This is a genomic window from Aestuariibius violaceus (genome assembly GCF_040779325.2).
GTDB lineage: Bacteria > Pseudomonadota > Alphaproteobacteria > Rhodobacterales > Rhodobacteraceae > Aestuariibius > Aestuariibius violaceus.
On the sequence record NZ_JBFONT020000004.1, the window covers coordinates 331,610 to 350,334 of the forward strand.

Below are 18,725 nucleotides of genomic sequence, written 5' to 3' on the forward strand. Positions count from 1 at the left end.
CTCCCTTATGGCTTAGGTCCCGTCAGACCCGCGCGATCGGGCGGGGCATGTCGCATAGGCACTCGGCGGGGCCGTCCCGGCGGATCAGGATCGTCTCGGTGATCTCGATCCCCCAATCCTCCATCCAGAGCCCCGGCATGAAATGGAAGGTCATACCGGGTTCCAGAACCGTCTCGTCGTCGGCACGGAACGAGATCGTCCGCTCGCCCCAATCGGGCGGATAGGACAGACCAACGGCATAACCGCACCGCCCGTCCTTCTCGATCCCGGCCCGCGCGAGGGCCGCCGTCAGCGCGCGCGCCACATCGCCCGCCACGGCCTCGGCCCGCGCCATCGCGGCAGGCACGTCGCCCAGCATCGCCGTCCGGCAGTGGGGCACGTGATACCGCCGCACACATCCGGCAAGTTCGAAAAAGATCGCCTCGCCGGCGACCAATGGGCGTCCGTCCCATGTCAGATGGGGCGCGGCCGCGTCCGCGCCTGCGGGCAGCATCGGCACGATCGCGGGATAATCGCCCCACTGACCATCCGCGCCCTCGATCTGCGCCGCCATGATCGCCGCGGCGACCTCGTTGCGCCGAACGCCAGGCCGCGCATGCTCCAGCGCGACAGCCATGGCCCGTTCCGCAATCCGCGCCGCCGCCCGCATCACCGCGACTTCCGCATCGGACTTCACCGCCCGGCACCGACGCACGGCATCGCCGATATCGACGATGTCCACGCCGGGCGAGCCCGCGCGCAGAACAGCGTCGGCCCGGGCCGTATACCAATAGCCATCGGCTTCCACCCCGATGCGCAGCACCCTCAGATCGGCGAACCGCGCCGCAAGGTCCTCCATCGGATGTACGCTGTCGGACTGCACCAGCGTCTCGGCATAGGACACGATCCGCTCCGACCCCATCCACACGGTCCGCACTGCTCCGGCGGCATCCATTGCCCGGCCCCACCACCACGGCTCCCCCTCCGCGGTCAGGATCACCCCCTGCGGCACGTAGAACGACCAGCCATCATAGCCGGTCAGCCAGTTCATGTTCGACGGATCCCCCAGATAAAGCGCGTCCAACCCGCGTTCTGCCATCAGCGCCTGCACCCGCGTCACCCGGTCGTGATATTCTGTCCGTTCAAACGCCGGTCCCAATATCCCCCTCCTCATCTTGCCTCAAATACTCTCGCCGAAGGGTGAGCGGGCTTCTAGGAAATCGTCCAGCGAACGATTTCGCCCGGCGAACGGGACGGTGGGCGGGGCGATGCCCGGAACGGGCGAGCGCCGGTCCCGTCCCCCGTTGCAGCTCACGCACCCCAAAGCTAGAACCGCCGCAACCCACCGCACAAGGAGCACCCGACATGGCCGCCTACCAATACGTCTACCACATGGACGGCGTCTCCAAGACCTATCCGGGCGGCAAGACCGTCTTCGAAAACATCCGTCTCAACTTCCTGCCCGGGGTGAAGATCGGCGTCGTCGGCGTCAACGGCACCGGGAAATCCACGCTGATGCGGATCATGGCGGGCCAGGACACCGAGTTCCAGGGCGAGGCCTGGGCCGCCGAGGGCGCGAATGTCGGCTACCTCCCCCAGGAACCCCAGCTCGACCCGGCGCTCACCGTCCGCGAAAACGTCATGCTCGGCGTCAAGGCCAAGAAGGACATCCTCGACCGCTACAACGACCTGGCGATGAACTATTCCGACGAGACGGCCGATGAGATGGCCCGCCTCCAGGATGAGATCGACGCTCAGAACCTCTGGGATCTCGACGCCCAGATCGACGTCGCGATGGAAGCGCTGCGCTGCCCGCCCGACGACGCCATGCCCGAAAACCTCTCGGGCGGCGAGGCGCGCCGCGTCGCGCTCTGCAAGCTGCTCCTCGAACAGCCCGACATGCTGCTCCTAGACGAGCCGACCAACCACCTCGATGCGGAAACCATCGCCTGGCTCCAGAACCACCTGATCGAATACAAGGGCACCATCCTCGTCGTCACCCACGACCGCTACTTCCTCGACGACATCACCGGCTGGATCCTTGAGTTGGACCGCGGCCGCGGCATTCCCTACGAGGGCAACTATTCAGCCTGGCTCGAACAGAAGGCCAAGCGCCTCGAACAGGAGGCGCGCGAGGACAAGTCCAAGCAGAAGACGCTCGAACGCGAGCTTGAATGGATGCGCCAGGGCCAGAAGGCCCGCCAGGCCAAATCCAAGGCCCGCATCCAGGCCTATGAGGAGCTCGCGAACCAGTCCGAACGCGAGAAACTCGGCCGCGCCCAGATCATCATCCCCAACGGCCAGCGTCTCGGCGGCAAGGTGATCGAGGTCGAGCACTTGAAGAAGGCCATGGGCGACAAGCTCCTAATCGAGGATTTGTCCTTCTCCCTCCCCCCCGGCGGCATCGTCGGCGTCATCGGCCCCAACGGCGCCGGCAAGTCGACCCTCTTCAAGATGCTCACTGGCCAGGAAACCCCCGACGACGGCGCCATCACCTACGGCGACACCGTGGAGCTGGCTTACGTCGACCAGTCCCGCGACGCGCTCGACGCGAACAAAACCGTCTGGGAAGAGATCTCGGGCGGCGGCGAGATCATCCAGCTCGGCGATGCCCAGATGAACTCCCGCGCCTATTGCTCGGCCTTCAACTTCAAGGGCGGCGACCAGCAGAAGAAGGTCGGCCTGCTCTCAGGCGGCGAACGCAACCGCGTCCACATGGCGAAGCTGCTGAAATCCGGTGGCAACGTCCTGCTCCTCGACGAGCCCACCAACGACCTCGACGTCGAAACCCTGCGCGCGCTCGAGGACGCGCTGACCAACTTCGCCGGCTGCGCCGTCATCATCAGCCACGACCGCTTCTTCCTCGACCGCCTCTGCACCCACATCCTCGCCTTCGAAGGCGACGCCCATGTGGAGTGGTTCGAGGGCAACTTCGAAGCCTACGAGGAAGACAAGAAGCGGCGATTGGGAGAGGATGCGGTGCAGCCCAGGCGTGTGAAGTTCAAGAAGTTTGCGAGGTGATGAATGGCAGAAAAAACTTGTTTTGTAATTTGCCCCATCGGCGAAGAAGGATCATCGACACGCCGTCAAAGCGATTGCGTTTTAGAGTATATCTTGAAACCCGCTCTAAATGGGTTGGGCTATGCCAAACCTCATCGAGTTGATACGAAAAATCGACCAGCGCATATCACTACTGAAATAATAGTCGACTTAGTAAAATCTGATTTAGTGATTGCAGACTTGTCGGACCTAAACGCAAATGTATTCTATGAACTTGGTGTACGACATGCTTTTCAAAAACCTACTATATTGATTTCAGATTGGCTTAAAACGCCACCATTTGACATTTCTGGCGCAAACATCATTCGATACACGTATGATGATCCGAGTTCCCATCGTGAGGTGATTGCTAAGATCCAAACCCAAGTCAATGCCTTCGATGGACATGATGCCGTCAGCACTCCTGTAAGCGTAGCGCTTGGCTTTCAGCGACTGTCGGAGAGCGGAGACGATTTCAAAGAGTTGGTCGCAAGAATGGAGAGGCGATTATCCAGACAGGAGATCGAAATTGAGAATATCCGTGAAAGCACTCGGCAGCTAAGCCGACCCGTCCTAGGCAATCGAGTTGGCGCTCTGGGAAACCACAATTCATTTGCAAGCGGTTTGGGTCTTCAAAATAGAAACTCGATTTGGGATGACGAATAACAACAACCCGTAGGGTGCGCTTCAGCGCACCATCCCAACCCACCACCTCCGAAACGCCGGTGCGCTGAAGCGCACCCTACTCGCCGAAATCGCCACTTGGGACGGCACCGGACCATTCAGGCTCTACGCGGCCGAGCTCAATCTCTCGGTGAAGCGATGAATATCGCCAATCGACAGGGCGACCGACAAAGCCATGCCTCACCGGATTGATCCAGCAATACCGGATACATGCCGCGAATTCCTTTTCGTCGCGGATATGACGCTCCCAAAACCGGCGCTGCCAGATCGCCTTCTCGCGGCGTGCCTCGTGGCTCGCCCAACGCCGACCCGCATCCAATCCCATCGAAAACCGCGCCTTTATGGCCCCAACCCGCCCGGAAAAATCCCGATCCCCTACAGGCAACGTCCACACGCAATGCATATGATCGGGCATCACCACCCACGCGTCGACGGCGAACGGCCGCTCCGCCTTCGTCACGCGCACCGCCTCGCGCAGCCGCGCGACCTCCCGGGTCAGCAGATTGCTCCCTCGCTCCGCCAGGCACACGGTCAGAAACACCCGCGCGCCACTCACCCTCGGTCGGACATATCTCGGCATCCTCCGACCAAACCCGCTTGCGGTTAATGGCCGGTTGACGCAGGTCAAGGCCCGGCCGCGCCCGCTCGGCTGGCCAAGGGTAAAACGAAAGGATCCACCCGATGTCGCACACCCCGCACGAGTTGGCCGAGGACTATCACGAGGTGAACCGCGCCATTCACCGGGCCGAAACGAACGTGGAACCCTGCTCGGAAGAACACGAGGCTCAGTTGCGTCGGCAGCGCCTGTTCCTGAAGGACCAGATCGCGGCGAGACTCGGCTGCTCCCGGGCGGGCGCGGCCCCCTGCGGCGCCGCTTCGGTTATCGCCGTCTGCACGTCCTGCTGAAGCGCGAGGGTTGGGAGGTGAACGAAAAAGAGAGCTGGATGCTACTGGCGATCCCTGAAGGACTCGAACCCTCAACCTGCTGATTAGAAGTCAGCTGCTCTATCCAGTTGAGCTAAGGGACCGCTCGCTTCGGTTCTAGCAACACCGCCCTCCCATGCAAGGGGAACCGAAGCGGCGGCCCTGGGGTTTGCACGCAAACTGATCCGAACCCCGGCCTGCGCAGGAATACCGACCGAAGCGCCGGGAAAACCCCCTGCCACGAAGGGAGGCACGATGGACGACACCGATTTTGCCGCGATCCTCGGGCGGGAATTCATGACCGAACTCGACCGCGTCGTCGAAAAGGTGACGAAGCAGGACGGCTGGGAGGTCTTCAGCATGGCCCTGGGCGAGGAGCCATCGGCCGAGCGGCTCGAACATCTTGACGAAGACGATTACGAGGCACTCGCCCAGGCAGCGGTGGAATATTTTGAGGAAGACGACGCCGCCGAGGCCGATTTCGAAGAGATCGTCCGCGCAACGCTCGATACCTATGAGGGAGAGTAGCCTCTGGCGATGAACATCGCTCACTGGTAAGCGGGCGATATGGCACGGAAAACCGCAGAGCGGCGCGAGGCGCTGCGCAACAGGCTCATCGACGACGCCGAACGGCAGATCCGCGAGAACGGGCTGGCCTCTCTCCGCGCGCGCCCCCTGGCCGAAGCGGCCGGTTGCTCGGTCGGCGCAATCTACACCGTCGTTCCCGACCTCACCGCGCTGGTCCTCGCCGTCAACGGACGCACCTTCCGCCGTCTCGGCGCCGAGATCGGTGCGGCGATCGACGCCAAGGCGGATGGCACCCCGCAGGACCGTCTGCTGGCGATGGCCACCGCCTATCTCCGCTTCGCCGATGCCAACCGGAACCTTTGGCGCAGCCTCTTCGATGTCGAGATGTCAGAGAAGACCGAGATCCCCGCCTGGTATGACGAGGAACTGGCCAAGCTCTTCGCCTTTATCTCGGCCCCTCTCGCGGAACTGCACCCGGACAAGGGAACCGAGGAGATCGCGTTCCTCACCCGCACCCTCTTCTCCTCCGCCCACGGCATCGTCCTCCTCGGCCTCGAACGGCGCTTCTCCGCCGCCCCCATGGACGAGCTGGAGGATATGATCGCCCACCTGATCGAGACCTCCGCCAAATAATTTGAACGTTGTTCACAAAACCTCTTGGCAAGCCACCTGACCTCGCCTATATCCATTTTATGAACGTTGTTCAAAAATGGAGCGAGAGATGTTTGCAACCATACGCACCCTGTTCGACGGCGCGAATGTCCGGGCTGAAAACCAGCTCCGTGACCGCTACGCCATTGAACTCATCGACCAGAAGATCCACGAGGCGCAGCTCAACCTGAACGCTGCCAAACAGACGCTGGCGAACCTCATCCAGCGCAAGCGCGCCGAAACCCGCCTCGTCGAAGGTCTCGACAAACGCATCGCCGACCTCACGGCCCGCGCCACGGAGGCGCTCAAGGGCGACCGTGAAGACCTCGCCCAGCAGGCCGCCACCGCCATCGCCGACATGGAGAACGAGCGGACGCGGCGGCAGCAGACCATCGACCGCCTGGAAACCCGCATCGTCCAGCTTCAGGGCACGGTCGAGACCGCGCACCGCCGGATCATCGACCTCAAGCAGGGCGCCATCACCGCCCGCGCCATCCGCCGGGAGCAGACGATGCAGACACGCCTCAACCGCACGATCGGCCGCTCGTCGGCCGCCGACGAGGCCGAAGACCTCATCAAGCGCGTTACCGACCAGGACGACCCGTTCGAGCAGAGCCAGATCCTCAAAGAGATCGAAACCGGCCTGAACCACGGCGACATCGCCGAAAAGATGGCGGGCGAGGGCTTCGGCGACGCGACCAAGGCGTCGGCCAATGCGGTCCTCGACCGGCTCAAGAAATCTCTCTGAAACAAGACTTTAACGAAAGGACAGACCCATGAACCGCAATGACAACGGCCTCATCATCACCTTCAACTTCGCCGGCATCGTCGTCTCCTACGTGATGCTCGCCCTCTCGCTCTGGCTGACAGACATCCCGCTTTCGACCAAAGGCTACTGGGGCATCGGCGTCCTGCTTCTGACCATCTCGCTCGTCAACTTCGTGAAGTACAAGTTCGACCAGCGCATCAGCGAAGAGCGTATCTCGCGCATCGAAGAGGCCCGCAACGAACGGCTTCTGGAAGACTACGTCGCAGACCGCGCCGCCTGATCGCTCCGGGTGCGCGAAGCGGCCCCGCCACCGTCCCCGGCGGGGCCGCCCATCCCCGACACGACCCAGCCAACCAGCGTTCCGAAAGGACAAAGACATGTTTCACCGCAGCATCCAAGGCACCGATCTTCCCGCCGACAGCCACATGCTCCGCCGCTGCGCCGCGATCTCCCATGCCCGGCTGGAAACCACGGGCCGCGGCCTCGGGGCCGCGAAGATCGACGATCGGATCCGCCACTTTCTCGAGGTCGACATCCTCTATCAGACCCAGTCCGAAGGCCTCCCGATGGACATCGCCTCCCGTCGGACCCTCAGCGCGATGCACGCCCTTTCAAGCCTCTACCAGACGCGGATGCGGGCCAATATCGCGAAGGGCGCCCATCCGTGGGAGGGCGATCACCTTCTCGAACGCGACTTCCGGACCTGCAACCGCCTGTTCGAAGACGGCAAGGTCACGCCACGAGCATAAGGGTCAGTGAGTCCACGACCCCCGCCGATTGGTCGCGAAATTTTCGCCATAGCCGCCCGGGCGCACGTTCAGCTTGCGCTCCTGCGGCTCGGTCACGACGGCGTCGATCCCATGCTCCTTGGCATAGGCCAGAGCCTCTTCCTTGGTGTCAAAATGCAGGTGAACCTGCGTCTGGGTATCCGCCAAAGACGTCCAGCCCATCAGCGGATCGACCTCGCGTGCCGTCTCGTTCGCGTAATCCAGCACCCATTGCTTCGTCTTCGCCGTGCCCGAGGACATGGCCGTCCGGGCGGGTCTGTAGATACGGGCGGGCATGGCGGCTCCCTATTGACTAACAGCGCTCTGATAGCCCCTGCGGATGGGCCGTGACAAGGGATCGAAGGCGGCAACTCGCGGGACGGGTCGAAGTGCCACTCCAAGGTCGCTACTGGCCATTAACTCCTCGCGCAGAACTAAGCAGAGGTCCGCTGTGAGCCCACAGCAGAAGTCTTGGATTTGTGCTGCGCGCGCACGCCGCGTGAAAACTTCTGCGCTTGCGTAAGGCGCTTCGCTGCAAAACAGCGGCCTTACTGGTCATCTGTGCAGCGCGCGGCGAAGAAGCCGAGTTTAAGGATCAGGTCGCGGACTAGTGAGAGGATCCGCCCGGTGAAACGACGTCTACTTTTCGCGCCTTAGTGCCATGCAAATGCCAGAGAAAGTGAAACAGACTTTCGAGTACGAAAATGCTGGAGAGACAAAAGCTGGACTTCTCAAACAAGCCAACAGAGCGCTTGTCAGAGCCTAGCAAAGTTGAGCATCCAATTTGAAATCATGGCTACTTCGTTCTGAGTTTCGAAGGGGTAAGTCCAGTCAGCGATTTCACTGCGGCACCCATTCCGCTTTGATCGAAAAAACCGCACTTTCCTGCGATGAATGCGAACGACAGAGTTGAGTAGCGGATCAGCTCCACGGCTCTTTCCGCTCTGCGCCTTTGAATCCATCGGTATGGTGGCTCTCCGACAGCCTCGCTGAAACACCGAGAGAAATGCCATGGGCTCATGCAAGCAACATCAGCCAGCTTTGCGACAGATATCGGATCTCGCATGTAGGTCTCCGCGTATTCGATTGCTCTCGCAATCCGGTCATCGGTGCCAGCGACGGACACCGATGTTGAGAAGCCGTTCAAGGCTTTCTCAAGTGCAAGTCCTACGATCAGAAGGCTCAGACCTTCGGCGACCAGCGGGTTGATACTGGGGCCGCGCAGGTGCTGTCTGAGGGTGCGCGCGAACGCGGCGGCTTGGGCCTCGGGCGTGCACATGACCGGCTCTAGCGCGCCCATCTGGTCTGTTAAGGCTTCCCTGACAAGGCTTTCGAGACGCTCTGGATCAATCTCTAAAGCGACCCCCCAACCCGTGTTTTCTGCTGAAAGACGAAAATCAGTACCGGCGGGATACAGGGCGAAGGTGTCCTGCTCGCAAATACTCTCGCGCGCGCGGTCCGAGCTCACCTCCTGTACCGACGCACCTTCCTCGATGTTGACATAAAGCAGATGCTTATGGGGAACGAGGTGCATCCGTACGGGACCGGGCGGAATGGCCTGCACATCAAAACCCTCGGTCTGCACGCCGAAAGGCGAGCTGGGTAGCGCAGTCAGACGAGTGCTTGGAGCGGGCATTTGGTCTCCCGTTAGCAGTCACACTGGAACTGTTGCGTCACCAACATCGCGTCAAAACCAGACCGACGGAAAGTGCCTTCCGCATTCAGCAGCAAAGATCGCCGAAACAATAGCACGTATCGTGGATGCCCACGCGATCTTTCCAACCCATCCTTCTGGACGGCGCAAGTCGCCAGGCTTGCATCGGTCTTTCGGTGATCGACACAAAACCGCTTTGAACACAAAGTCAGAAAGGAACTCTGATGTCTGATGACGTAAACCCCTCCCGCCGTGCGCTCCTTACCGGTGGAGCCGCTGTCGCCGCCACGATGGCAGCATCCGCTGCCGCCGCGAACAGCATGAACCCGGTTGAGGCCCCTTCGGCAGTCAGTCCCGATGGCCGTTTTGCAGGCAAGGTCATCGCAGTCACCGGTGGCAACTCCGGTATCGGCGCCGCAACCGTGCGGGCCTTTGCCATAGAAGGCGGTCAGGTGGTCTTTGGCGCGCGGCGTGATGAACTCGGGCGTCAGGTCGAGGCAGAAATCCGTGAAGCGGGTGGTAATGTGACCTGGGTGCAAACCGACATTCGGGACCCGGCCGAGGTCGAACGCTTCATCAATGCGGCAACGGACACTTATGGCCGCTTGGATGTCCTCTTCAACAATGCCGGTATCTTCATGACACCGGCTTTGATCGAAGACATTCCCGTCGAGAACTTTGACGACATGATGCTGACCAATGTGAACGGCGTCTTCTACGGAATGAAGTACGCTATCCCCGTCATGAAGGCGCAGGGCAACGGTGTGATTGTCAACATGGCTTCGGTCGCCGCGCATCGCGGCTTTCCCAACACCGCGCACGACAACGCCTCGAAGCATGCCGTTCTGGGCCTGACCCGCACCGGTGCGCAACTCGCAAAGGACAACATCCGCGTCACTTCGATCTCGCCGCTCGCCGTGGATACCCCCATGCTGGAGGAGAGTTTCGAGTTTCAGGGCCTGACCTACGAGGGCATGGCGGGTTTCTTTGTGACACCGAGGATCATGGACCCGAACGAGATGGCCGAAGGCGTCCTGTTCCTCGCCTCTGATGCTGCCACGGCTTTCAACGGTATGGATTTCGACGCCACCGGCGGCCAGCTCGCCTGAGCCTGTTCACAAGGAGAACATTATGAAACACACACTTTTTCCGACGCTTGCAGCGGCAACACTTATCGGAGGCGGCGCCATGGCAGACCCTGCCGAGATCACACGATCAATCACGGACATTGCCGCAGGGGCTGATCGCGGCGATTGGGGCCGCGTCCGCAGCGCATTCGCCGAAACGGTCACGACCGACTACACCAGCCTTTGGGGCGGTGACCCAGCAACGCAGCCTGCCGATGAACTGGTTGGCGGCTGGTCGAGCTTCCTGCCCGGCTTCGACAACACGCACCACATGGTGACGAACCACACGATCACACCCGTCGGCGACACCTTCGCGATTGCAGAAGCGGATTTCACCGCCACCCATCGGATCGACGATGATCTTTGGACGCTCGGTGGGCGCTACACCTACGAACTGGAGCAGTCCGGCAACCGTTGGCTCGTGACGTCGATGACCATGACCGCACTTTGGGAAACCGGAGATCGTGGACTGGTCGGTCTTGCCGGCGAACGTGCAGCCCAAGCCAACTAAAGTCGAGGCTTTGGACCTTACCTCCCTTGGTCCAGACCTCGTTCCTGCGCCCGGTCACATAGAGCGATCGGGGGTGCCCTTCTTCTTACAATCGACCTGTCGGCGCTGTGCTGATGGAGGGGCATGGAGGGAGGATCTGAGGGCATATCATGCCAAGAGTCCAACTTCCCCCAGTCACCCTGACCCGAATGGTGACGTTCCAGGCTGTCGATTGCGCGGGATCGCGACGTTGATTTTCGCAAAGCCAAGGAGCGTCGACCGATCGGTGCCGATACCCATCCGCTCTGTCCCAGACCGGTTCGTTGTAAGGACGATCGACCGCTTGCGGGCCGCCTCGTCCGCTGTTGACGCGGCAAAGTGCGTGCGTGGCGCGCAACTGGAAAGAAGGGTCGCACCCGCGCCTGACAGAAAGACTCGTCGCGACGGAGACGCGGTAGAGCAGGCCGTTGCGGACACGCATGTCTGTGCCATGTTGAATAAGAGGGCTGACATCAAGATACCACCGTCTGTTGCTCAGGACAGGCTCAGCACGCTTGCGAGCTTTGCTAAAAAGAACCGGTCACCGACACGAAGCGAGTGCGGACCTTCCATGGTGACCTCTTCGCAGTTGCGACTTGCCCTTAGGTCGCTCTCGAGGTCTACACAGAGTGTGCTATCGACCAGACGCCAGATACCTTCGAAACGTCCAAACTCGCCTGAGATCGTCAAGCGCCCCTCTTCTTCGAAATGAACGTCGAAGCGCTGATCGCCGCCGATGCCGACGAAGTCCCCGTTTGTCAGAAGCGTTTCTGCAGAGCTCGCGTCGAGCCTCTGCAGTAAGAAAGCTGTGCCGATTAGGCCGATCAACAAGATCGCACGCAATGTAAAACGCTTTTGTGTTCTTGCAGTCTCATAGGAGTCTCTTTTCAAATCATGTTGTATCGAGCCTAACGGTCCCCGGCAGGCATGGTTTCCGCTATGCTATGGAGGATTGAATTGTGCCGTGCGACACTGGCACCGCCTGATTCGAGCGGAACGAGATTTTGTAAAGGGCAGGCACCCAGAAGAGCGCCAAAAGGGCAGCGAGGCCAAGCCCACCGATCATCAAGGTCGCCATCGGCTCCCAGAGCGCGCCACCGGCAATAGCCATTGGTAGAAGGCCAATGACTGTCGTGAGCGAGGTTAGCAGGATGGGCCGCAATCGCTTGCGCGCCGCCGCGACGATGGCATCCGAGATTGACTTGTCAGCGCGTTCCAGATCGATCTGGTCTATGAGGACGATCACGTTGTTGGCGATAATGCCGGTCAACGCCAGAAGACCAAGGATGCCAAAGAAGCTCAGCGGTTGGCCCGTGGCGATCAAGGTCGGGCCAACGCCTGCGATAACAAGTGGCACGGCAGCCAGAGTGATACCTACACGGCGGAAACTGTTGAACTGGATCATCAGGGCCAGCATCATGACGATGCCCGCCACAGGCAAGCCCGCACCAAGGAGCTCGCGCACGTCGCCAGCCGCTTCGATCTCTCCACCGATGTGGATATTGTAAGCAGGTCCAAGGTCTTCAGCGATCCGGTCAAGCTCGGGTTGGACGGTGGCAAACAGGTCGTAGGCCGACATCACCTCGGGGATGGCCGACACCGTAATTGTGCGCTGTTGATCCACCCGCCGCAACGTGGCGATCTCAGGCCGTGGCACGACCTCGGCGAATTGGTCAAGCGAAAGGATTTGCCCGTTGGTTTCGACCACCGCGTTCGCGATGGCTTCGAAATTCGTCCGATCAGCGGAGGCACCGCGCAGAACAATGGGGATCAGTTCGTCGCCCTGACGCAGCGTGCTGAACTGGCGCCCGTCAAAGAAGGCGTCAAGCCCCTCGGCGACGTCCTGCGAAGTCAGGCCATAGTCGCGCACGCGGTCCTGCGCGATCCGGATGGTCCCGGTCAGCTGTCGTCCGCCCCAGTTTTCGCGGTTCTGGATCAGGCCCGGCACCTCGCTGAAGGCCGCGCGGACCTGCAAGGCGGCGTCGAGCAGTCGGTCCGCATCAGGTCCGGAGATCTCAACATCGACCGCCGGCTCCCGCCCGCCCGTGGCCAGGCGCTTGAGCCGCACACTCGCACCCGGCAAGGCCTCTGCGACGTGAACACGGGCCCTATCAAGCACGGAGCCGGAACTTTCGAAGTCGGTGGTATTGATGATCAGGAAGGCCGAGGCCGGGTCGACGTCCGCAGGATCAAGCGATAGCACAAACCGGGGACCGCCCGCGCCGATATAGCCCGTGACACCCGTCACCTCTGGGTTCTCGTCACCTGTCAACCAGTCGGTCAGCGCGTTAGCCGTGGCTTCGGTCGCTGTGATATCGCTGCCGCGCGGCAGGTCGATGTAGGCGAGGATCTGTGCCCGCTCGCTTAGCGGGAATAGCTGTTGGCGCACGTTCCCCATCTGGCTGGCGCCAGCAACGACGATTGCAAACACGGCGACGATTGCAACGAGAGGCGCCCGGACGATCCAACCTACAATCCTTCCGTAGCCCACGGAGAGATAATCGAACGGGCCGCGCCGCTTTGCCGATTGTCCCTTCTTGGGTTCCGGAATGGCCCAGACCGCCAGCCGGGGCAGAAGGTAGAGCGCCGACAGATAGCTTCCCGCCAGCATAAGCATCACGACAGTCCCGAGCGAGTAGCCATACTGACCCTCTGTCCCTTCCAGCAGGAAGAGCGGCAGGAAGGCAGCAACGGTCACGGTGGACGCGATGCCGAGCGGTAGGGCGAACTGTCGGCTCGCCGCCAAGGCCGCCTCGCGGCGCTTTTCGCCTTTCGAGATGCGGCTCTGCATATCCTCGATTATCACCACGCCGTTGTCGACGAGGATGCCAAGGCTGATGATGATGGCGGCGATGGAGACCTGCTGCAATTCAACACCGAAGATGGGCATCAGCCCGAAGGAAAAGCTGATCGCAAGCGGCACGATGGCCGCGACAACGAGCGCGGTTTTCAGCCCTAAAAAGACCAGCATCACCAGAAACACCACCGCGATGGTCTGCGCCATATTGATCAATGCGCCGTTGACAGAGGCCGAAACGACATCTGGCTGGAACGTGCTGATCGTCGCCTCGATGCCGATCGGCTGCCGGGCCACGAAGCCGTCGATGACCCGTTCGAGCTCCGGCCCGAGTGCGGTGATATCGACGCCTTCGGCCATTTCGACGGCAACGACCACGGCCGGTGCGCCATACTGGAAAACCGGCCGTGCGGCGGGTTCTTCCGTGCCCAACGTGACGGTGACGAGGTCACCAAGCCGGATAAGTTGCGTGTCACCTGTTCCGGTCGGCAAATCGACCAGCAGGTTTTCGATATCTGCGACCGAGCGGAAATCACCTGTCGTCTCAAGCGGTACGCGGGTGTCTCCGGTGACGACGCTGCCGGCAGGCAGGCGGACATTCTGGCTACGCAGAGCCGCCAGCACAGGGTTCAACGTAGCACCGAGCGACGCGAGCCGCGCACGGTCCACCTCCAGCGTCACGACTTGGGATTGGGTGCCATAGAGCGACACAGCGGCGACATCGGGCAGAGTATAAAGCCGGTCGCGCAAATTGGTGGCCGCCTCTTCGATTTCTGGCAGTGAAAAACCGTCGCCCGTGATCGCGACGGTCGCGACGGCCACGTCCCCGAAATCGGTATTCACTACGGGGCCACGTGTCCCGTCGGGCAGACTGTGGGCCATCGCGTCCATGTTGTTGCGGATTTCGTCGAAAACCGTGGTTAAGTCCTCCTCTGCAACACTGTCGGCAAGATCGACCTGGAGCACGGCGACGCCGCCGGTGATCTGCGTACGCACCTCGTCGACACCGGGAATGGCGCGGGCCGCTTCTTCGAGTGGCAATGCAACCAGTTCTTCGATCTGCGCGAGGCGCAGGCCGGGATTGGCCGCGGTCACGATTGCCGTGCGGATGATGATTTCGGGGTCTTCGCGTTTCGGCAGGCTGAGGTAGCCGGACAGACCGATGGCGACGGCGAGCATCATCACCAGAATGCTGAGGCGGGATTTATCGATTCCAAAGCGTGTCAGAGCGGTCATTTGCTTGCCTCCGATACTTTGACATCGCCGGTCTTGGCCACCCGCACGATTTGTCCCGGATTGAGGAAGGAAACACCGGCAGTCACGACGCGATCGCCTGTTGCAAGCCCACCTGTGATGTAGACGAGATCTTTGGCCACAGTACCAAGTGTGACATCCGTCAGTTCAAGCTCTGCGCGATCGTCAGAAACTGGCAGCGCGACGAAAACCTGCGCGGTGAAGGGGGCTTCGTTCATGGCTACATCGCGGCTAAGCGCGATGGATGAGAGCGGCAGCTCAATGGCTTGTTGGGCCTTGGGGATCGGTAGGTCGAACAGCACCTCCACAGCCATGCCAGAGCGTAACTCGGGCCGGGTTTGGTCCAGCGTTACGACGATTGGAAAAGACGAAACCGCCGCGGCGCGACGCCCAATTTCGGTGAGCGTGGCGGGCAAAGGTGTGCCTGCGCCATCGGTCGGAACCACGGAAACGCTTTGGCCTAGCTCCAGTGTCGTAACGACCTCGAATGAAACGAGAATCGTGGCCTGAAGTCCTGTGTCCTCATAGAGGGTCAAAACGGGCTGGCCCGGCTGCACGCTGCCGAAGGCCTGCACGTTGATCCCGTCGATAATCCCGTCGAATGGCGCGCGCAGCGTCGTATCTCCTAACGTGCTTTGAACGAGATCGAGATTACGGGCGGCCTGCGTGACACGGGCATCGGCCTGATCAGCTTGGGTCAGCGCGCGGTCCCGCGCCGCCTCAGACACGACGTTGCGATCGTAAAGGGCCACTTGCCGGTCAGCTTCTTGACGGGCATTGGATGCAGCGGTCTCAGATTCGGAGTGTGCGGCCTGCGCCTGCTGCAACCGTAGCGCGGCATCCTCTGCCTCGACCGTGGCAAGGACATCGCCCTGTGCGATCTCTTGTCCGATCCGAAGATCGACCGGCCCAAGGCGTCCACCCACGTCGAAGGCAAGCGGCGTCAATTCCGGTGGTTGCAGAACTGCGGGAAAGCTGCGCGTCCTTACGGGATCTGCCGTTTCCGCGACAACAGTGCGCACCATGCGCGGTTCGCTCTCAGGTGCGGCGGCTTCTTCTTCCCAACACCCGGCGAGAATGAGGGTTGAGAGAAACAGAGCTGGAGCTTTTAAGTAGGCCATTGGAAGCCTTCCTTCCTGATTGATGGGGATGGTCGCGCAGCATTGAGCGGAATGTTGGGTACGGCCCCCGGTCTGCGAGTACCGCCTACATGTTGCCGACTTTTTTGTGGTTCGCGACGAGCCGGTGAAGCCCGCGTACGAAATCCCAAATCGCGACAATCCCGCCCATGAAGAGCGTCCTGACAGCCCTGAAAGAGAACGGTGGCACGGCCTTCAGTTCACGGGGCTGGACGGGCTGACCCTTTGCGACAGCACCCAGGATCGCGTTCATGTCGTCTGCGTTGTTCCAGATGCTGCGGAACAGGATCTTTCCGTCCGGCGCGATCACGAAGATCGAATTCGGCATGGTTCCGTAATGCTGGTGGGCGGTCCCGTTCACGTCATCAACAAGAATCGTGCGCGCGTCTCCATAACGCCTCTTGGTCTTCTTGGCGGCGTCGATCTTCTCAGCCGCTGTCCGATGCTGCGGCTGAAGTTCGCCGGGATGGGCTTCGCGCACATACATCAGAACATGGTCGAGTTCCGAGTATTTCTCCATCAGCTTCATCATGGGCGGGACGCTTTGCGCGTACATCGGACAGGTCATGCTGCCGGTCTCGAGAACAAGCGGCTTGTCTTTGAGGTAGTCGGATAAGTGGACAGCTTGACCGTCCAGCGTGCACAGTTCCGCATCCTTGAACGTGTCGCCAGCCTGAAGGCCTTCATCTACGGTAAAGTCGTACTCTTCGGGGGTGAACCGACGGTAGCCATAGGTGTTCGATTGTGTGTTGGTCATCGGGCTTCTCCTGGTTTTGGGTTGTTAGGGCTTAGGCGAGGGCTTGCAGGGCCAGCACGGCCACAAGCGTGCTCAGCGTCATCAACAGTCCGCGGTGATGGAGCAGCGTCAGAGCGCCGAGGCCATCGCGCACGGCGACCACGTCCCCGTCAGAGGAGACAGTGTCGACGCCGCGAATATCTTTGAAGAGGCGTGCGACGATGAGGCCGAGCTGAAGGAAAAACAGCGTTGCCAAGGCGATGCTTGCGGTCGAAAATCCGGTTTGCACCAGCAGGACGATCACAAGAAGCGTCGCCGTGCCCATCGTCGTCATCATGGTCGGCGGCAGAAGATGAATGACGCGCTTTAGGATCGCGTGCACCTTGCGGGCTTCATCGTCGCCGACATGTGCTGAGTGTGGTGCCCACATCAGACGCCAAACCGGTTTCTCGATCAGCGAAAGCACCACGAAGATACCGGTGCCAAGGCCAAGGAGGCCGGTGAGAAGTGAGAGCAAGACGTCGGGCATCGTGTTTCCTTTCGTGGGTTTGTTCGACCGGCCTCGTTGACAAAGGCGATGGAACTGAGCAATGTAGCTATTGCCTACATAGTGCGGTATGTAGGCGACGTCAACATTATGAGGGAGGATAAAGTGAACGCGCCTTATCATCACGGAAATCTGCGCCAGGCCTTGCTCGATCGCGCGATTGAGACACTCGGTGAAAAAGGGGTGGAAGGCCTAAGCCTGCGAGGGTTGGCCCGTGACCTTGGTGTCAGCCATGCGGCACCTCTTCGCCATTTTGCGACGAAGTCGGACCTGCTGAATGCGATTGCCGTGGAAGGTGTGGGCAGTCTCTTCGCCGCATCTGAAGCGGCGGATGCCGACCCGCAAGGACCGGCTAGATTGCGCGCCATGATGCTGGCCTATATCAATTGGGCCAAAGACCATAGTGAGCTTCACCACATCCTGAGAAATCCCGACGTCATGCGTCATGCGTCTGAGGATCTGACGACCTTGATTGCGAGCTTTGCTGAACGTTGGCGGATTGAGATTAAGGCGGCTCAGGATACCGGCTGGCGCAGCAACGTTGATCCCGATGTTCTGTTTCTTCATATCGTTTCGCTAACAGCGGGCACAGCAATCGTCACAACTGAAGAAGTATATCAACGTCGGGTCGCGACGCCAGAGACACTATCGAACATCGAAGCGTCAATAGATCTGTTTTTGGGCTAACCTTCGAGTGCACAACAACATGTGTCTCTTCAGATCGTGTTGGGAAGCGCCGCAAAAACCACTGCTTTCGCAACTGGGTTCATGAAAAATCTCGGGTGTTGTCAAACAGACCGTTGGTTTTCCGCGCACTTCATATCGAGTATCAGGTTTTGGGTATTGCTCTTCGAAATAGCTTTGTCCTTTGAGCTCTGAGGCGTTCACAACAGCTCTTATATATGATTGTTTCAGATGCGCGAACACCGGACAAGTCGGAGGGTCAATATGTTTGAATCCATTATCCGGCATTGTCTGTCAGCGGACATCTAGATGTCGAACGGCAAATACCTCGCATGAGCCCACCGTATTAGGTGCTGTAAATATTCCCAACGTCCGCTGCCGGGAGCACCGCGGGGCTGATAAGAATAAGCCATGATAATTGAGCGCCGTATTGCCCACCTATCAGGCCCAACAAACGAAAGCTGGGAAAAGCATTCGAACAGTTGGAGTGTCTGTGGCCGCTTCTCTTGCCCTGCGCTTCTCATGCTAACCGCATGGAGTCGAGTGTGGCTGAACTGGTGGGCACTTGCCGTCGGTACGGTTGTCGTAATCTGGATTGCTCTCAATCCATTTCTATTTGCAAAATCGTCTAACTCAAACAGCTATGCTGCTCGCAGCGCTTTCGGAGAGCGGGTCTGGTTGTACCGCGACAAACTGAACTTACCGTCAAAACGCCTTGCTTTGCCGCCGCTATTGACTTTGATAAATGCCCTTGGCTTCGCAGCAGCCGTCTATGGTGTTGTGGCTCTGTCCTTCCCCCCTAGAACTGGGCCATTACATTTGCCGCGAGAGGGGATTGGGCATGGCGAGGAAGCGACATTCAGACGAAGACGTGCTGAAGCTGCTACGTGAGATCGAGTTGAAGCTGACAGCGGGCA

At 60.4% G+C, this 18,725-nt stretch carries 20 protein-coding genes, 1 tRNA gene and 1 pseudogene; 12 read left to right on the top strand and 10 right to left on the bottom strand.

The features are described 5' to 3' along the window. Positions 1 to 22 precede the first annotated feature (22 nt). Positions 23 to 1,138 carry a M24 family metallopeptidase gene (locus AADZ90_RS15495; RefSeq protein ID WP_367310620.1) on the bottom strand — a complete coding sequence of 372 codons (1,116 nt, stop codon included), beginning with the start codon at positions 1,136 to 1,138 and terminating at the stop codon, positions 23 to 25. A gap of 206 nt (positions 1,139 to 1,344) precedes the next feature. On the opposite strand from AADZ90_RS15495, the gene ettA reads away from it, so the two are divergent. Further along, entirely contained in the window at positions 1,345 to 3,000 is a 1,656-nt protein-coding gene (ettA, locus tag AADZ90_RS15500; protein WP_367310619.1) for an energy-dependent translational throttle protein EttA, read from the top strand. Between the two features lie 3 nt (positions 3,001 to 3,003). After that, positions 3,004 to 3,684, top strand: a complete 681-nt coding sequence (locus AADZ90_RS15505; protein ID WP_367310618.1) for a hypothetical protein — start codon at positions 3,004 to 3,006, stop codon at positions 3,682 to 3,684. 76 nt (positions 3,685 to 3,760) lie between these two features. On the opposite strand, the gene AADZ90_RS15510 is transcribed toward AADZ90_RS15505, so the two are convergent. Beyond that, positions 3,761 to 4,282 carry an REP-associated tyrosine transposase gene (locus AADZ90_RS15510; RefSeq protein WP_411997055.1) on the bottom strand — a complete coding sequence of 174 codons (522 nt, stop codon included), beginning with the start codon at positions 4,280 to 4,282 and terminating at the stop codon, positions 3,761 to 3,763. Positions 4,283 to 4,383: 101 nt separating this feature from the next. On the opposite strand from AADZ90_RS15510, the pseudogene AADZ90_RS15515 reads away from it, so the two are divergent. After that, positions 4,384 to 4,527, top strand: a pseudogene (locus AADZ90_RS15515) (HP1242/YdcH family protein); the annotation flags it as partial. A gap of 126 nt (positions 4,528 to 4,653) precedes the next feature. Here AADZ90_RS15515 and AADZ90_RS15520 read toward each other — a convergent pair. Continuing rightward, positions 4,654 to 4,730 (bottom strand) — tRNA-Arg (locus AADZ90_RS15520). Between the two features lie 151 nt (positions 4,731 to 4,881). Here AADZ90_RS15520 and AADZ90_RS15525 point away from each other — a divergent pair. From AADZ90_RS15525 to AADZ90_RS15545, 5 genes are all read left to right on the top strand, one after another. Then, positions 4,882 to 5,154 (top strand): hypothetical protein, encoded by a 273-nt coding sequence (locus AADZ90_RS15525; protein ID WP_367310616.1) that lies wholly within the window; start codon positions 4,882 to 4,884, stop codon positions 5,152 to 5,154. 39 nt (positions 5,155 to 5,193) lie between these two features. Further along, complete coding sequence (locus tag AADZ90_RS15530) at positions 5,194 to 5,787, top strand: TetR/AcrR family transcriptional regulator (RefSeq protein ID WP_367310615.1); 594 nt, start codon at positions 5,194 to 5,196, stop codon at positions 5,785 to 5,787. 88 nt (positions 5,788 to 5,875) lie between these two features. Next, complete coding sequence (locus AADZ90_RS15535) at positions 5,876 to 6,553, top strand: PspA/IM30 family protein (RefSeq protein WP_367310614.1); 678 nt, start codon at positions 5,876 to 5,878, stop codon at positions 6,551 to 6,553. Between the two features lie 28 nt (positions 6,554 to 6,581). Next, complete coding sequence (locus AADZ90_RS15540) at positions 6,582 to 6,854, top strand: hypothetical protein (protein WP_367310613.1); 273 nt, start codon at positions 6,582 to 6,584, stop codon at positions 6,852 to 6,854. Positions 6,855 to 6,951: 97 nt separating this feature from the next. Continuing rightward, a complete protein-coding gene (locus AADZ90_RS15545; protein WP_367310612.1) occupies positions 6,952 to 7,323 on the top strand; it encodes a hypothetical protein in 372 nt (123 codons plus the stop codon). A 3-nt stretch (positions 7,324 to 7,326) separates the two neighbouring features. Here the strand turns inward: AADZ90_RS15545 and AADZ90_RS15550 are convergent, their stop codons facing one another. Continuing rightward, positions 7,327 to 7,638, bottom strand: a complete 312-nt coding sequence (locus AADZ90_RS15550) for an ETC complex I subunit (protein WP_367310611.1) — start codon at positions 7,636 to 7,638, stop codon at positions 7,327 to 7,329. 499 nt (positions 7,639 to 8,137) lie between these two features. Then, positions 8,138 to 8,977 carry an AraC family transcriptional regulator gene (locus AADZ90_RS15555; RefSeq protein WP_367310610.1) on the bottom strand — a complete coding sequence of 280 codons (840 nt, stop codon included), beginning with the start codon at positions 8,975 to 8,977 and terminating at the stop codon, positions 8,138 to 8,140. 242 nt (positions 8,978 to 9,219) lie between these two features. Between AADZ90_RS15555 and AADZ90_RS15560 the strand changes: the two genes are divergently transcribed. Both AADZ90_RS15560 and AADZ90_RS15565 read left to right on the top strand, forming a co-directional pair. Continuing rightward, entirely contained in the window at positions 9,220 to 10,104 is an 885-nt protein-coding gene (locus AADZ90_RS15560) for an SDR family NAD(P)-dependent oxidoreductase (protein ID WP_367310609.1), read from the top strand. Between the two features lie 22 nt (positions 10,105 to 10,126). Next, a complete protein-coding gene (locus tag AADZ90_RS15565) occupies positions 10,127 to 10,633 on the top strand; it encodes a nuclear transport factor 2 family protein (protein WP_367310608.1) in 507 nt (168 codons plus the stop codon). A gap of 513 nt (positions 10,634 to 11,146) precedes the next feature. Here AADZ90_RS15565 and AADZ90_RS15570 read toward each other — a convergent pair. The 5 genes from AADZ90_RS15570 to AADZ90_RS15590 form a co-directional block, all read right to left on the bottom strand. Next, positions 11,147 to 11,494, bottom strand: a complete 348-nt coding sequence (locus AADZ90_RS15570; RefSeq protein WP_367310607.1) for a hypothetical protein — start codon at positions 11,492 to 11,494, stop codon at positions 11,147 to 11,149. Between the two features lie 94 nt (positions 11,495 to 11,588). After that, positions 11,589 to 14,684: an efflux RND transporter permease subunit gene (locus tag AADZ90_RS15575; RefSeq protein ID WP_367310606.1), complete on the bottom strand. Its 3,096-nt coding sequence runs from the start codon at positions 14,682 to 14,684 to the stop codon at positions 11,589 to 11,591. Next, positions 14,681 to 15,823: an efflux RND transporter periplasmic adaptor subunit gene (locus AADZ90_RS15580; protein WP_367310605.1), complete on the bottom strand. Its 1,143-nt coding sequence runs from the start codon at positions 15,821 to 15,823 to the stop codon at positions 14,681 to 14,683. Before AADZ90_RS15580 ends, AADZ90_RS15575 begins: the two co-directional genes overlap by 4 nt. A gap of 85 nt (positions 15,824 to 15,908) precedes the next feature. Then, entirely contained in the window at positions 15,909 to 16,598 is a 690-nt protein-coding gene (locus tag AADZ90_RS15585) for a deiodinase-like protein (RefSeq protein ID WP_367310604.1), read from the bottom strand. Positions 16,599 to 16,629: 31 nt separating this feature from the next. Further along, positions 16,630 to 17,106 (bottom strand): hypothetical protein, encoded by a 477-nt coding sequence (locus AADZ90_RS15590; RefSeq protein WP_367310603.1) that lies wholly within the window; start codon positions 17,104 to 17,106, stop codon positions 16,630 to 16,632. A gap of 48 nt (positions 17,107 to 17,154) precedes the next feature. On the opposite strand from AADZ90_RS15590, the gene AADZ90_RS15595 reads away from it, so the two are divergent. Then, positions 17,155 to 17,811, top strand: coding sequence for a TetR/AcrR family transcriptional regulator (locus tag AADZ90_RS15595; protein ID WP_367310602.1), 657 nt, complete (start codon positions 17,155 to 17,157; stop codon positions 17,809 to 17,811). 408 nt (positions 17,812 to 18,219) lie between these two features. Next, a complete protein-coding gene (locus AADZ90_RS15600) occupies positions 18,220 to 18,699 on the top strand; it encodes a DUF6653 family protein (protein ID WP_367310601.1) in 480 nt (159 codons plus the stop codon). Positions 18,700 to 18,725: the final 26 nt, after the last annotated feature.